This is a genomic window from Pseudocitrobacter sp. 2023LY-00077 (assembly GCF_055796175.1).
Genome location: NZ_JBSPEI010000002.1, coordinates 68,864 through 82,216, shown reverse-complemented (window position 1 = coordinate 82,216; position 13,353 = coordinate 68,864). Strand labels below are relative to the sequence as shown.

At 54.1% G+C, this 13,353-nt stretch carries 12 protein-coding genes and 5 tRNA genes; 10 read left to right on the top strand and 7 right to left on the bottom strand.

The window, feature by feature from the left end:
* Nucleotides 1–266: 266 nt before the first annotated feature.
* From csrA to luxS, 10 genes are all read left to right on the top strand, one after another.
* Nucleotides 267–452, top strand: coding sequence for a carbon storage regulator CsrA (gene csrA, locus ACWWFX_RS02830; protein ID WP_000906486.1), 186 nt, complete (start codon nucleotides 267–269; stop codon nucleotides 450–452).
* 337 nt (nucleotides 453–789) lie between these two features.
* Nucleotides 790–882, top strand: a tRNA-Ser gene (locus ACWWFX_RS02825).
* Nucleotides 883–886: 4 nt separating this feature from the next.
* Nucleotides 887–963: transfer RNA gene (locus tag ACWWFX_RS02820), tRNA-Arg, on the top strand.
* 69 nt (nucleotides 964–1,032) lie between these two features.
* Nucleotides 1,033–1,109: transfer RNA gene (locus ACWWFX_RS02815), tRNA-Arg, on the top strand.
* Between the two features lie 57 nt (nucleotides 1,110–1,166).
* Nucleotides 1,167–1,243: transfer RNA gene (locus ACWWFX_RS02810), tRNA-Arg, on the top strand.
* A 32-nt stretch (nucleotides 1,244–1,275) separates the two neighbouring features.
* A tRNA-Arg gene (locus ACWWFX_RS02805) sits at nucleotides 1,276–1,352 on the top strand.
* A 145-nt stretch (nucleotides 1,353–1,497) separates the two neighbouring features.
* Nucleotides 1,498–2,064 (top strand): fructose-1-phosphate/6-phosphogluconate phosphatase, encoded by a 567-nt coding sequence (gene yqaB, locus ACWWFX_RS02800; RefSeq protein ID WP_473223170.1) that lies wholly within the window; start codon nucleotides 1,498–1,500, stop codon nucleotides 2,062–2,064.
* On the top strand, nucleotides 2,061–2,489 hold the full coding sequence (locus ACWWFX_RS02795) for a YqaA family protein (protein WP_108476423.1): 429 nt from the start codon (nucleotides 2,061–2,063) through the stop codon (nucleotides 2,487–2,489). The genes yqaB and ACWWFX_RS02795 overlap by 4 nt, the downstream gene beginning before the upstream one ends.
* 78 nt (nucleotides 2,490–2,567) lie before the next feature.
* Nucleotides 2,568–4,124 (top strand): glutamate--cysteine ligase, encoded by a 1,557-nt coding sequence (gshA, locus tag ACWWFX_RS02790; RefSeq protein ID WP_276222468.1) that lies wholly within the window; start codon nucleotides 2,568–2,570, stop codon nucleotides 4,122–4,124.
* A gap of 243 nt (nucleotides 4,125–4,367) precedes the next feature.
* On the top strand, nucleotides 4,368–4,883 hold the full coding sequence (luxS, locus tag ACWWFX_RS02785) for an S-ribosylhomocysteine lyase (RefSeq protein ID WP_015963308.1): 516 nt from the start codon (nucleotides 4,368–4,370) through the stop codon (nucleotides 4,881–4,883).
* Between the two features lie 115 nt (nucleotides 4,884–4,998).
* Here the strand turns inward: luxS and emrB are convergent, their stop codons facing one another.
* The 7 genes from emrB to proV all read right to left on the bottom strand — a co-directional run bounded on the left by emrB (nucleotide 4,999) and on the right by proV (nucleotide 13,249).
* A complete protein-coding gene (gene emrB / locus ACWWFX_RS02780) occupies nucleotides 4,999–6,537 on the bottom strand; it encodes a multidrug efflux MFS transporter permease subunit EmrB (protein ID WP_276222465.1) in 1,539 nt (512 codons plus the stop codon).
* A gap of 16 nt (nucleotides 6,538–6,553) precedes the next feature.
* On the bottom strand, nucleotides 6,554–7,726 hold the full coding sequence (emrA, locus tag ACWWFX_RS02775) for a multidrug efflux MFS transporter periplasmic adaptor subunit EmrA (RefSeq protein ID WP_276222463.1): 1,173 nt from the start codon (nucleotides 7,724–7,726) through the stop codon (nucleotides 6,554–6,556).
* A 129-nt stretch (nucleotides 7,727–7,855) separates the two neighbouring features.
* Entirely contained in the window at nucleotides 7,856–8,386 is a 531-nt protein-coding gene (gene mprA, locus ACWWFX_RS02770; RefSeq protein ID WP_015963311.1) for a transcriptional repressor MprA, read from the bottom strand.
* 144 nt (nucleotides 8,387–8,530) lie between these two features.
* Nucleotides 8,531–9,712 (bottom strand): MFS transporter, encoded by a 1,182-nt coding sequence (locus tag ACWWFX_RS02765; protein ID WP_327622004.1) that lies wholly within the window; start codon nucleotides 9,710–9,712, stop codon nucleotides 8,531–8,533.
* A 219-nt stretch (nucleotides 9,713–9,931) separates the two neighbouring features.
* Nucleotides 9,932–10,927, bottom strand: a complete 996-nt coding sequence (proX, locus tag ACWWFX_RS02760; protein WP_473223169.1) for a glycine betaine/L-proline ABC transporter substrate-binding protein ProX — start codon at nucleotides 10,925–10,927, stop codon at nucleotides 9,932–9,934.
* A gap of 68 nt (nucleotides 10,928–10,995) precedes the next feature.
* A complete protein-coding gene (gene proW, locus ACWWFX_RS02755; protein WP_473223168.1) occupies nucleotides 10,996–12,054 on the bottom strand; it encodes a glycine betaine/L-proline ABC transporter permease ProW in 1,059 nt (352 codons plus the stop codon).
* Nucleotides 12,047–13,249, bottom strand: a complete 1,203-nt coding sequence (gene proV / locus ACWWFX_RS02750) for a glycine betaine/L-proline ABC transporter ATP-binding protein ProV (protein WP_276222457.1) — start codon at nucleotides 13,247–13,249, stop codon at nucleotides 12,047–12,049. The genes proW and proV overlap by 8 nt, the downstream gene beginning before the upstream one ends.
* Between the last annotated feature and the right edge of the window lie 104 nt (nucleotides 13,250–13,353).

Below are 13,353 nucleotides of genomic sequence, written 5' to 3'. Positions count from 1 at the left end.
GCGTCTTAACGTTAATTGTTAAGACGCCTTGCATATGGAGTACTGATAACGATAAAGTCAGGTTGAAGTCATGTATATCGGCTAAACTTACGTTTAACAGAATGTGATGCCGTGACAGTTGCACCAGGTGTTTGTCACAGCGTACGTTTGGCGTTATGCACGAAGCGTTCAGGTCAAATCAAGGAAGCCTGATGATGAGTGTGTATATGATGGATATGCCGGGATACAGAGAGACCCGACTCTTTTAATCTTTCAAGGAGCAAAGAATGCTGATTCTGACTCGTCGAGTTGGTGAGACCCTCATGATTGGAGATGAGGTCACTGTGACAGTTTTAGGGGTGAAGGGTAACCAGGTGCGTATCGGCGTTAACGCTCCGAAAGAAGTATCCGTTCACCGTGAAGAGATCTACCAGCGTATCCAGGCTGAAAAATCCCAGCAGTCCAGTTACTAAGTTCTCGCGTCTCACCTCCCGGTGAGACGCATCCTTCCCAGATTTCCCGTTTTACCTCTTCGTTTTCTTCTCGCTTTCTTCTCTTTTTCGTCCCGTCGTGATTTTGTCGCGTCTGTTGTGCCGCATTCTTTCTGTTTTGTTTTACCGTGAGTTAGCGATTTTACTGTTGAGAAAACAGGCTTTTTGCCGTTTTTAACGCCTAATTGTGCGCGAAGTGTGCAAACGATAAAAGGTCTCGAAAAATTGTTTGACTTATAAAGCCCAGAAAGTAATATGTGCGCCACGCAGCGACGAAGAGCTTTTAACGAGTTCTCCGAAGCACTCGTAAGAGGCGTGTGGTGAGGTGGCCGAGAGGCTGAAGGCGCTCCCCTGCTAAGGGAGTATGCGGTCAAAAGCTGCATCCGGGGTTCGAATCCCCGCCTCACCGCCATTTTGCATCCGTAGCTCAGCTGGATAGAGTACTCGGCTACGAACCGAGCGGTCGGAGGTTCGAATCCTCCCGGATGCACCATCTTACTTAACATTGCATTAGTGATGTTAAATCAGGGTAGTATCAGAGTAGTAAAGTAAGTTTCCCGATGCATCCGTAGCTCAGCTGGATAGAGTACTCGGCTACGAACCGAGCGGTCGGAGGTTCGAATCCTCCCGGATGCACCATCTTACTTGATATCATTTTCGTGATATCAACATCGGCAGTAAAGCAAGTTTCCCGATGCATCCGTAGCTCAGCTGGATAGAGTACTCGGCTACGAACCGAGCGGTCGGAGGTTCGAATCCTCCCGGATGCACCATCTCTTGTTTTCAACGAATAGCATTTCCCGATGCATCCGTAGCTCAGCTGGATAGAGTACTCGGCTACGAACCGAGCGGTCGGAGGTTCGAATCCTCCCGGATGCACCATCTCTTGTTTCCCCTCGATTTTCTTACAAAATCCTATTTTCTTTTAAACTCTTCTTCTCTGCATATTTCCAGCGTGTCTGTCAGCGACAAAAACCGCCTTTTACGTTAAAGTAACATCTCACTTTATCTTGTCTGTGAGAACGTGATGTACGAACGCTACGCGGGATTAATCTTTGATATGGATGGCACCATCCTGGATACCGAACCTACGCACCGTAAAGCGTGGCACGAGGTGCTGGGGCGTTATGGTATGCGTTTCGACGAGCAGGCGATGGTCGCCCTTAACGGTTCTCCAACCTGGCGTATCGCGCAAGCCATCATTGAACTTCATCAGGCCGATCTCGACCCTCATCTTCTGGCACAGGAAAAAACAGCCGCCGTTAAAGCGATGCTGCTGGACTCTGTGACGCCGTTACCGCTTATTGATGTGGTGAAAGCCTGGCACGGACGTCGCCCGATGGCGGTCGGTACAGGCAGCGAGAGCGCTATTGCTGAAGCATTGCTGGCGCATCTGGGCCTGCGACACTACTTTTCTGCGGTGGTCGCTGCCGATCACGTCAAGAATCACAAACCCGCGCCCGATGCCTTCTTGCTTTGCGCACAACGCTTAGGCGTGGCGCCGGAAAAATGCGTCGTGTTTGAAGATGCGGATTTTGGCCTGCAGGCGGCAAGAAGCGCCGGTATGGACGCTGTTGACGTTCGTCTGCTGTGAGTGACGGGCTGGCGCTGGCGTCGTTATTCGCCAGCAGCTTTCTGAGCGCCACGCTGCTGCCGGGCAACTCCGAAGCGGTACTTGTGGCGCTTCTCGTCTCTGGCCTCAGTCACCCCTGGCTTTTAGTATTAATAGCAACAATGGGTAATAGCCTTGGTGGGGCAACAAACGTTATCCTTGGACGGTTGTTTCCCGTGCGTAAGCAATCGCGCTGGCAGGAAAAAGCGACATCCTGGTTAAAACGTTACGGCGCAGCCACACTGTTACTGAGCTGGATGCCCGTTATCGGTGATTTACTGTGTCTGCTGGCGGGATGGATGCGCATCTCCTGGGGACCGGTGCTCTTTTTTTTATGCCTTGGAAAAGCGTTACGCTACATCGCTGTAGCGGCGGCGACGCTCCAGGGTATGACGTGGTGGCACTAATTGGATTGCTTGTGACCTTTAATCGTCAACCATTACAATTATGCTTAATAAAATGATATCGACAGGCGGGAGGTCAATTTGATCCCGGATGTATCACAGGCGCTGACCTGGCTGGAAAAACACCCTGAAGCACTGAAAGGGATAAATCGTGGTCTTGAGCGTGAGACGCTACGCGTTAACGCCGATGGCTCACTGGCAACGACCGGACACCCGGAATCGCTGGGCTCGACGCTGACCCATAAATGGATCACCACCGATTTCGCCGAAGCGCTGCTGGAATTTATCACTCCGGTTGATGGCGACGTCAACCATATGCTCACTTTCCTGCGTGACGTTCACCGTTATACGGCGCGTCATCTTGGCGATGAACGGATGTGGCCGCTGAGTATGCCGTGCTATATCGCGCCGGGCCAGGATATCGAACTGGCGCAGTACGGCACCTCAAACGTCGGTCGTCTGAAAACGCTGTATCGTGAAGGGCTGAAGAACCGCTATGGCGCGCTGATGCAAACCATCTCTGGCGTGCATTACAACTTCTCTCTGCCGATGGCATTCTGGCAGGCGAAATGCGGCGTGACGGATGCGGAGAGCGGTAAAGAGGCGATCTCTGCCGGTTACTTCCGCGCGATCCGCAACTATTACCGTTTTGGCTGGGTGATCCCGTATCTGTTTGGTGCGTCTCCGGCGATTTGTTCTTCCTTCCTGCAAGGGAAAGAGAGCGCGCTGCCGTTTGAAAAAACTGAATGCGGCATGTATTACTTGCCTTACGCGACGTCTCTGCGCCTGAGCGACCTGGGCTATACCAATAAATCGCAAAGCAATCTCGGAATTACGTTTAACGAATTGCACGAATACGTGGCAGGATTAAAGCGGGCAATCAAAACGCCATCGGAAGAATATGCGCGTATTGGTGTTGAGAAAGACGGTAAGCGTCTGCAGATCAACAGCAATATTTTGCAAATTGAGAACGAGCTTTACGCGCCGATTCGCCCAAAACGCGTCACCCGCAGCGGTGAGAATCCGTCCGATGCGCTGCTGCGCGGCGGTATTGAGTATATCGAAGTGCGCTCGCTGGATATCAACCCGTTCTCGCCAATTGGCGTGGACGAGCAGCAGATTCGTTTCCTTGACCTGTTTATGGTCTGGTGCGTGCTGGCCGATGCGCCAGAAATGAGCAGCCAGGAGCTGCAATGTACGCGTACCAACTGGAATCGCGTGATTCTGGAAGGGCGTAAACCGGGTCTGACGCTGGGCATCGGTTGCGAAACCGCACAGTTCCCGCTGCCGAAAGTGGGTAAAGATCTGTTCCGCGATCTGAAACGCGTGGCGCAGACCATGGACGGTATTGATGGCGGGAATGCCTACCAGAAAGTGTGCGATGAACTGGTCGCCTGCTTTGATAATCCGGAATTAACTTTCTCAGCCCGCATTCTGCGTTCTATGCTTGATGAAGGGATTGGCGGAACCGGTAAGGCGCTGGCGGAGCAGTATCGAAATATGCTGCGTGAAGAGCCGCTGGAGATCCTCACAGAAGAGGAGTTTGCTGCGGAACGTGATGCATCCGTTGAACGTCAGCGTAAGCTTGAAGCATCGGATACGGAATCATTTGAAGCGTTGCTGGCAAAACACGCCTGACAGAAAAGAAAAAGGCCACATCACTGTGGCCAAATATACATCTCTGAATTCAGGGATGATGATAACAAATGCGCGTCTTTCATATACTCAGACTCGCACTGGAATGAAGAGTTCAGTTTTTTTTAAAAAAAATCACTTTATCCCCAAAAATCCTGACCGGAATGGCTTAAATTTTTTATTTTTCAATCCGTTACGATGAAAAAATAAAATGCCGAGGATGAGGGATACACCGGAGGTTACGAAATGCCGTTGTTAGATAGCTTCACTGTCGATCACACCCGTATGGAAGCCCCAGCCGTCCGTGTAGCCAAAACGATGAACACGCCGCATGGTGACGCGATTACCGTTTTTGACCTGCGCTTCTGTGTGCCGAATAAAGAAGTGATGCCGGAAAAGGGCATTCACACGCTGGAACACCTGTTTGCCGGGTTCATGCGTAATCACCTGAACGGTAACGGTGTTGAGATCATCGACATCTCCCCGATGGGCTGCCGCACTGGTTTCTATATGAGCCTGATTGGTACGCCGGATGAACAGCGCGTGGCGGATGCGTGGAAAGCGGCAATGGCAGACGTCCTGAAGGTTCAGGATCAGAATCAGATCCCGGAACTGAACGTTTACCAGTGCGGTACGTATCAGATGCACTCCCTGGCAGAAGCGCAGGACATCGCGCGCCACATTCTCGACCGCGACGTGCGTGTGAACAGCAACGATGAGCTGGCGCTGCCGAAAGAGAAGTTACAGGAATTGCACATTTAGTTTGGTTGTGCCGGTTAATCCGGCCAACATGATCTTACGGACAACGTAGGCCCGGTAAGCGAAGCGCCACCGGGCAACAAAAAAGGGCCATCGGCCCTTTTTTTATATCGACATATTAGTGCGCGCCACCGCCGCCGCCTCCGGCACCGAATGGCGGTCTGGCAAACCACACCAGACTCAGCAGAATAATAAATATCCCCGCCGACACCCAGAATATCTCGTTCGCCGAGATAATCAGCCCCTGGTTGGTTATCTGCTGCGCCAGCCATCCCGAAGCCTGCTGTTGCGACATGCCCATCCCCTCAAGCTGGTTGTACATCGCCTGAGAATCCGGGTTATACGGCGTCACATACTCCGTTAACTGCGCATGGTGCAACGATTCCCGGTTGGTCCATAACGTTGTGGTGATAGACGTCCCGATAGAGCCCGCCAGCGTACGCGTAAAGTTCGACAGACTCGACGCCGCGGCCAGACGCTCAGGCGGCAAACCGGAGAGCGTAATGGTCGTCAGCGGCATAAAGAAGCACGCCACCGCGAAACCCTGGATAAACTGCGGCCAGGCCGACGCGCCGAAATCCATCCCCGGCTCGAAGGTGTATGCGCGCCAGTAGAAGCAGACCGCATACATAATAAAGCTGAAGGTGACCAGACGACGCATGTCGAGCTTATGCGCAAAGCGACCGATAATCGGCGACAGAATCACCGGTATCACGCCCACCGGCGCAGAAGCCAGCCCTGCCCACGTCGCGGTATAGCCGTACACTTCCTGCAATAGCTGCGGCAACAGAACGATTGCGCCGAAGTAGAGCATATAGGCCAGGCTGATACATAAACAGCCGATGGTAAAGTTTCGCGACTTAAAGAGCGAGAGGTCGACTATCGGGTTATCGTCAGTCAGTTCCCAGACGATCAGGAAGCTTAGCGACACCACCGCCACAATGGTCAGCACGATGATCTCGGTGGAGTTGAACCAGTCGAGTTCTTTCCCCTGGTCGAGCATCACCTGCAGGCTACCGATACCCAAAACCAACAGCGCCAGACCAATACCGTCGATACGACGCTGTTCGGTACGCGTTTCGCGCCCACGCAGCGCCTGAATACTCATCAGCACCACCACGATACCAATCGGCACGTTGATGAAGAAGATCCAGCCCCAGTGATAGTTATCGCTGATATACCCGCCAAGGATAGGCCCACAAATCGGCGCAACGATAACGGTCATCGACCACAGCGCCAGCGCGATAGAGCGTTTCGCAGGCGGATAGTTACTGAGCAACAAGCTTTGCGACAGCGGGATAAGCGGCCCGGCAACAATCCCCTGAATTACGCGGAAGAAGATCAGCATGCCCAGGCTGTTGGAGACGCCGCAGGCCCACGACGCGATAGCAAAGGCTACGGTGGACCACAGGAACAGTTTCACCTCACCGACGCGCTTCGCCAGCCACCCGGTAATCGGAATGGAGATGGCGTTTGCCACGCCGAATGAGGTGATAACCCAGGTGCCCTGGCTCAATGATGAGCCAAGGTTACCGGCGATCGTTGGGATCGCCACGTTTGCGATGGTGGAGTCCAGCACCTGCATGAAAGTCGCAAGCGACAACGCAATGGTCATGATGACCAGTTGCGCGCCTTCCAGCGGTTTTTGCTGTTGCATTACACTCACCCCGGGATCAGTTGGCGTTGGCCTGCACGATGTCGTTAATCAGCTTGTTGACCGGATCGAGACTGATTTCACGCGCGTTACTTTCGTAAGCCGGGCTGGTGCGTACCTGGCTTGCCAGGATCTGACCGTCGCGGTTAGAGGTATTCACTTTCACCAGCGTGGAGAGGCCAATACGCAGCGGATGTTCCGCCAGCTGTTTTTCGTCCAGCTCAACACGAACCGGCAGACGCTGAACCACTTTGATCCAGTTCCCGGTGGCGTTCTGCGCAGGTAGCAGCGAGAAGGCGCTACCGGTCCCCATATCGAGGCCGACCACTTTGCCGTGATATTCCACGTCGTCGCCGTAAATATCAGAGATAACGGTGACCGGCTGGCCAATACGCATGTGCGCCAGCTGCGTCTCTTTGAAGTTCGCATCAACCCACAAATTGTTCGCCGGAACAACCGCCATCAACGCGGTGGTTGGGCTGATTTGCGCACCAGGCTGTACGGCACGACGCGACACGTAACCGGTCATCGGGCTGACAATTTTGGTACGTTGCAGGGCGAGCCATGCGTTACGCACTTCTGTCGCCGCTTGCTTGACGGTCGGCTGGTCTTCCAGCTTCGTCCCCAGAATAATCGCCTGGTTGGCGTTATATTGCTGGATAGCGACGTCGAGTTCCGCCTGTGCACTGGCAACCGCATCACGCGCGTGTTGCAGCTCTTCGCGGCCAATCAGGTTGGCACTGCCTAGCGGTATACGGCGGTTTAAGTCCGTTTGCGCCTGCGCCAGTGCGGTTTTTTTCACGTCGATGCTCGCCTGCAATTGCTTGCTGTTGATCATCGTTTGACGCATTTGACGTACGGTAGACGCCAGCGCGGTTTGCGCTTTTTCGAAGGCCTGCTGCGCATCGGTCTGATCGAGCGTCACCAGTACATCGCCTTTTTGTACGAAATCGGTGTTATCGGCCCAGACTTTCGTCACGCTGCCGGACACCTGCGCCATAATTTGTACCTGGTTCCCTGCCACGTATGCGTCATCGGTTTCTTCAAAATGACGCAGTACTAAAAACCAGTAAATCCCATATGCCACAGCAATAATGACAAAGAGCAAGGTCAACAGCATCAGGGCGCGCTTACGCGTACCTTTCTTGTTGGCCGGTTGCTGCGGGGTTTGACTCTCCGCATTTGCGCTCATGTTATTCTCCACGATCTTATTATTTCACATCGGCTGAGCCGACCTGTTTATCAGAAAGGCCAGCAGGGATTAATCTGCTGGCCTGTCAGTTTTCTGTTATCAATCAGGATAATTGAGCGATATCCGGACTTAGCGCAGTGCCTCAAGGACAACGCCATCTTCATCCATCTGATCCAGACGGGTGAGGAGCTTCCGGGTGATATGCTCAAGCTGGTCTTTTTCAGCAGCGCTTAAAGAAGACCAGAGTTGGTGTAAGCAATGATGTTGCGGAGGCAGAACCTCACGCAGGAATTGATGACCTTTATCGGTGAGCTGCAGGTGCAGGCAACGACGATCGTTGTCGCTTTCACGACGCTCGATCCAGCCGCGTTTTTCCAGCTCATCGGCGATACGGGTTGCATTGGTACGAGACGAGCCCAGCGCGCAGCTCAGCTCAGAAGGCTGAATGCTGTGATTTTCCTGAGACTCCAGCGTAATTAACGCCATAAACAATGTCTCGTTAATCCCCTGAGCTTTCAGCATCTTATTGCGGTTGTCCAGCAGCTTGCCCTGCATGTGCATGCAAAGACGAGTCAGAAGAATCTCCTGAAACGGAAAATCCTCGTGGCGGCTGGCGCGAAATTTTAGCATTTGTTCAATGGGCGTAAACGAACTATCCATTTGGGCATAACCTCATTAATTTCAGCCGATATAGTAACGACGGTGACAAATAAAGTAAATGAATTATTGATTCGAATTTATATGACGAATCTATCAAAGTGAAGGCCGGGCCGTTCCGCAGCCCGGTGCAAGCAGTGCAGGGAATTACTCCTGCGGCTGGTGCCGGTAGCCGCGCCACCACACCAACAGATTGAGCAGCGTAATGCATGCGCCAACCAGACAAACCCCGTTCCAGCCTGCGTGTTGCCAGGCGGAAGCGGAAATCAGCGACCCGGCCGCGCCGCCGATGAAATAGCAGGTCATGTAACCTGCGGTCAGACGGTTACGCGCATCGGGATGCACGCGATAAATCACCGTCTGGTTAGTGATATGGACGCCCTGAATCATCAGATCGAGCACCAGAATACCGACGATCAGCGCCGCCACGGAGACCTGCCCGTACCAGATAGCAAGCCAGGAGAGCAGCAGCGCCAGCAAGCTTACCGTGGTGGTCAGATGCGCTTTGCCTTTATCAGCCAGCGTCCCCACCGGACGCGCGCCTAACGCGCCGGCCGCACCCACCAGGCCGAACAGACCAATGGTGCCTTCGGAGAAGTGATAGGGCGCGCCTGCGAGCAGGAAAGCCATGGATGTCCAGAGAATGCTGAAGCTGGCGAAGGTCAGGCAGCCCAGCAGCGCGCGGGTGCGCAGAAGTTTGTTATGGGCAAACAGATGGTAAATTGAGCCCAGAATTCGCGGGTAGCTCAGGTGATTTTCCTGCCTGAGCTTCGGTAAACCCCGCCACAGCGCGAGCGCCAGAACCGCCATTAATACGCTGGCCACCCAGAACACGGTGCGCCAGCCGCCCAGGCTTGCCAGCAGCCCGGCAACGGTGCGCGCCAGTAAGATCCCAAGCAGCAGGCCGCTCATCACCGTGCCGACCACTTTGCCGCGCTTTTCCGGCGCAGCGAGCGTGGCCGCCATTGGCACTAACAGCTGCGCCACCACCGAAAAGAGGCCGGTCAGAGCGGTACCCAGAATCATCATTCCCAACGATGTACTGCTGGCGGTAATCAGCATCCCGCCAGCGGCAAGCAGCGTCATCACCACAATCAGCCGTCGACGTTCAAACATGTCGCCCAGCGGCACCAGGAACAGCAGCCCGGCTGCATAGCCAAGCTGGGCCGCCGTGACGATAAAGCCCGCCTGGCTCGCACTCAGGGAAAATGCGCGCGCAATGGCTTCGAGCAGCGGCTGTGCATAATAGTTGCTGGCAACGGCAAGCCCGGTGGCGACAGACATCAGGACAATCAGCGCGGGACTCAGCCCGTGTGAGGTTTTGGTCATTGGGGTAAATTATTTTCGTGGTGATTATTATTGATGTTACCAATAATAACGGAAGCAGAGGGAATTAAGTGAAATGAATAGTGGCGAGACGTGCGGTTTCTGTGGGGAAGCCCCTCACCCTAACCCTCTCCCAGAGGGAGAGGGGACTGAGTGTGCATATCTGCACGTCCTGCACCGGTTTTCTCCCTCTCCCTGTGGGAGAGGGCAGGGGTTAGGGTGTTATTTCTGCGCCGCCAGCGCTTCTTTCACCCAGCCATCAAACTGCGCCTGGTGCGCTTTGATCCAGCCATCAACGTGACCCTGAATATCCCCTTCCGATGCTTTACCTTCATGCATCATCGAGTTCTGGGCGTTAATGTCAGCAACCGGCAGTTTCATAATAGAGAACAGCTTCGCCGCCGCCGGGTTTTTCTCGGCCCAGACTTTGTTGGCAACAATGTGCATGGTGCTGACCGGGAAGCCATAGTTCGCGCCGTTCGGCAGTTTGGTGTCGATGTCTTTCTGCACGCCTGGCAGGGAAGAGAACGGCACCTGCAGCCACACAACATCTTTACCCTGCTTCATCACGTCACTTACCCAGTACGGCGTCCAGGTGTAATAAAGCACCGGTTTGCCTTCTTTGTAGCGGGTGATGGTATCGGCCATCATCGCCGCATAGTTACCCTGGTTGTGGGTGACGGTTTTGGTCAGGTCGTAGGCGTCCAGTTGGTGGTTAATCGCCGCTTCACAGCCCCAGCCAGGGTTACAGCCGGTTAAATCTGCTTTGCCGTCACCATTGCTGTCGAACAGTTTGGCGATTTTCGGATCTTTAAGCTGCTCAATATTGGTGATGTGATACTGGTCGGCGGTTTTCTTGTCGATCAGATAACCCTGAGCCGCACCGTTCACGAAGACACCTTCACGGTAGAATTTCTTATCGCCACCGGCGGCGGCATACATATCGTCATGCAGCGGCTGCCAGTTGACGGCGGTGAAGGTGGAATCGCCGGAGGCCAGTGAGGTGTAAGCAACGTTGTAGTCAACTTCATCGGGCTTATTGACGGTATAACCCAGTTTTTCCAGCGCGCGGCTGACCAGCAGGGTCTGGAAGGTTTCTTCCGTGATGGTGCTCTGAATCGGCTGTACGGTAACGCCTTTGCCCGGTAAATCCGCCGCAAAGGTGCTGGTGGAAACAAGGGTGGCGAAGGCTGTGGCTAACATTACGCTATGTCGCATCGTTGTTCCTTTTTTATGATGAGTAAGGTTTGAGAGCCCGGCGCGCGATGCGCCGGGTGAAAACAGGATTACTTGCTGAAAGGACGGGTCAGCAGACCCAGAGGACCGGTGGTGTACCAGCGACGGTTGCCACGGCTGCGGGAATCGCGGCCGACGGCTTGCGTCAGGCGGTCGAGGATAATCGCCAGAATAACGATCCCGACGCCACCCACGGTAGCAAGGCCCATATCAAGACGGCCAATACCGCGCAGAACCATCTGCCCCAGGCCGCCCACGGCGATCATCGAGGCGATAACCACCATAGAGAGCGCCAGCATCAGCGTCTGGTTCACACCCGCCATAATGGTCGGCATCGCCAGCGGAAGCTGGACTTTAAACAGCATCTGACGCGGGCTGGCACCGAATGAGCGCGAGGCTTCAATCAGATCCGCCGGCACCTGGTTAATCCCCAGAATAGTCAGACGCACAATCGGCGGCAGGGCGAAGATAATCGTCACCACCACGCCCGGTACGTTACCGATACCGAACAGCATCACGATAGGCACCAGGTAAACGAACGCTGGCGTGGTCTGCATCGCATCCAGCAGCGGACGAATGATTTTCGACGCTCGCGGGCTGCGTGCCAGCCATATCCCCAACGGTAGCCCGATGATGATACAGAACAGCAACGCGGTCAGAACCAGCGCGAGGGTGATCATCGCCTGCGACCAGGCGCCAATTGCGCCAATGGCAATCAGCGACACCAGCGTGGCGACACCCATGCTGAGGCTCGACATCTGCCAGGCAATCAGGGCGAAAACGAGAATCGCAACCGGTGCCGGCATCCCCAGCAGCAACTGCTGGAAGGCACTGAGAATGTAATCGATAGGAACACGAATGCCCTGGAACAGCGGACGGAAGTGCAGCACGACCCAGTCGATCCCGTGCGTCACCCAGCTATCCAGCGGGATCAGCGTCTTATGGAACGGATCCATAATATTGAAATGCTCTGGCTGCGGCGCGGGTGCGCTGGTCAGCCAGTCTGCGCCGCCACCGCCGTCGACAGGCGCGCTGCCCCAGGCGTCGGCGGATTGTGCGGCGTTATCGGCCGCCGGTGCGGTATCCCACGGATTGGATTGATCAGCCATTGTTTGTCACCTCGCGATCTAAAGCCTGAAGAAGCATGCGTTTAGAAATTACGCCAACGTACTGCTGTTCTTCCCCGACAACCGGGACCGCGCACGGTGCCTGGCCGACGTGAGAGAGCAATTCGCTGAGCGGTGTTTCTGCGTCAACCACTAATGGCGGATCCAACAAGGCGCTTTCAATTCCCTGGCCTGCGCTCAGGGCAGCTTTCAGCGTATCAATGGAGACAATCCCAACAAACTTATTCCCGCGTTCGATGACATAACCATATTCACGGTCATCATCCTGCAATAATTTCAGGGCCGATCGCGGGCCGAATCCTGGCGTTTTTCGGATAATTCCTGCCGGGCTTCGACGGGCGATATCTTTCGCGCTAAATACCTGGCTGATATCGACGCCACGGAAGAAGGTACGCACATAATCATTGGCCGGATTATTGAGAATTTCATCCGGTGTGCCAACCTGTACCACTTCACCATTTTGCATAATGGCAATGCGATCGCCAATTCGCATGGCTTCGTCGAGATCGTGAGAAATAAAGACGATGGTGCGCTGATGTTTGGCCTGTAATTTTACCAGTTCATCCTGCATTTCCGTTCGAATTAATGGGTCGAGCGCCGAGAAGGCTTCATCCATTAATAAGATATCGGGGTTGATAGCCAGTGCACGGGCTAAACCAACACGCTGACGCATACCGCCAGAGAGTTCGTCCGGATAAGAGTGGGCATAATTTTCCAGCCCGACCTGGCGCAGCGCGTCCAGGGCTTTCTCCTGACGCTCGGCGGTTGGAATGCCCGCCAGCTCCATGCCGAAAGCGGCGTTGTCGACCACGGTCATATGGGGCATCAGGGCGAACGACTGAAAGACCATCGCGATTTTCTTTCTGCGCACCTCGCGAAGCTCGGCGTCAGAGATTTTGGCGATGTCTACGCCGTCAATCAGCACCTGCCCGCGGGTTGGTTCAATCAGGCGATTGAGAAGGCGTACCATGGTTGATTTGCCGGAACCGGATAATCCCATGATGACAAATATCTCGCCTTCTTCAATGGCCAGACTGGCGTCTTTAACGCCAAGCGATAATCCTGTTTTCTCCAGAATGTGTTCTTTGCTGAGGCCTTTCTCAATATATTTGAATGCGCGCTGTGGATGCTCACCAAATACTTTATAAAGATTCTTCACTTCTAATTTAATTGCCATGCAATAATAGAATTCCCGTTATTTATTTATATCGATATGATTCCTGATGGAAATAATTACACGGGTATACCCTAACATACTGAGATTCTGTGACAACCCTTGGG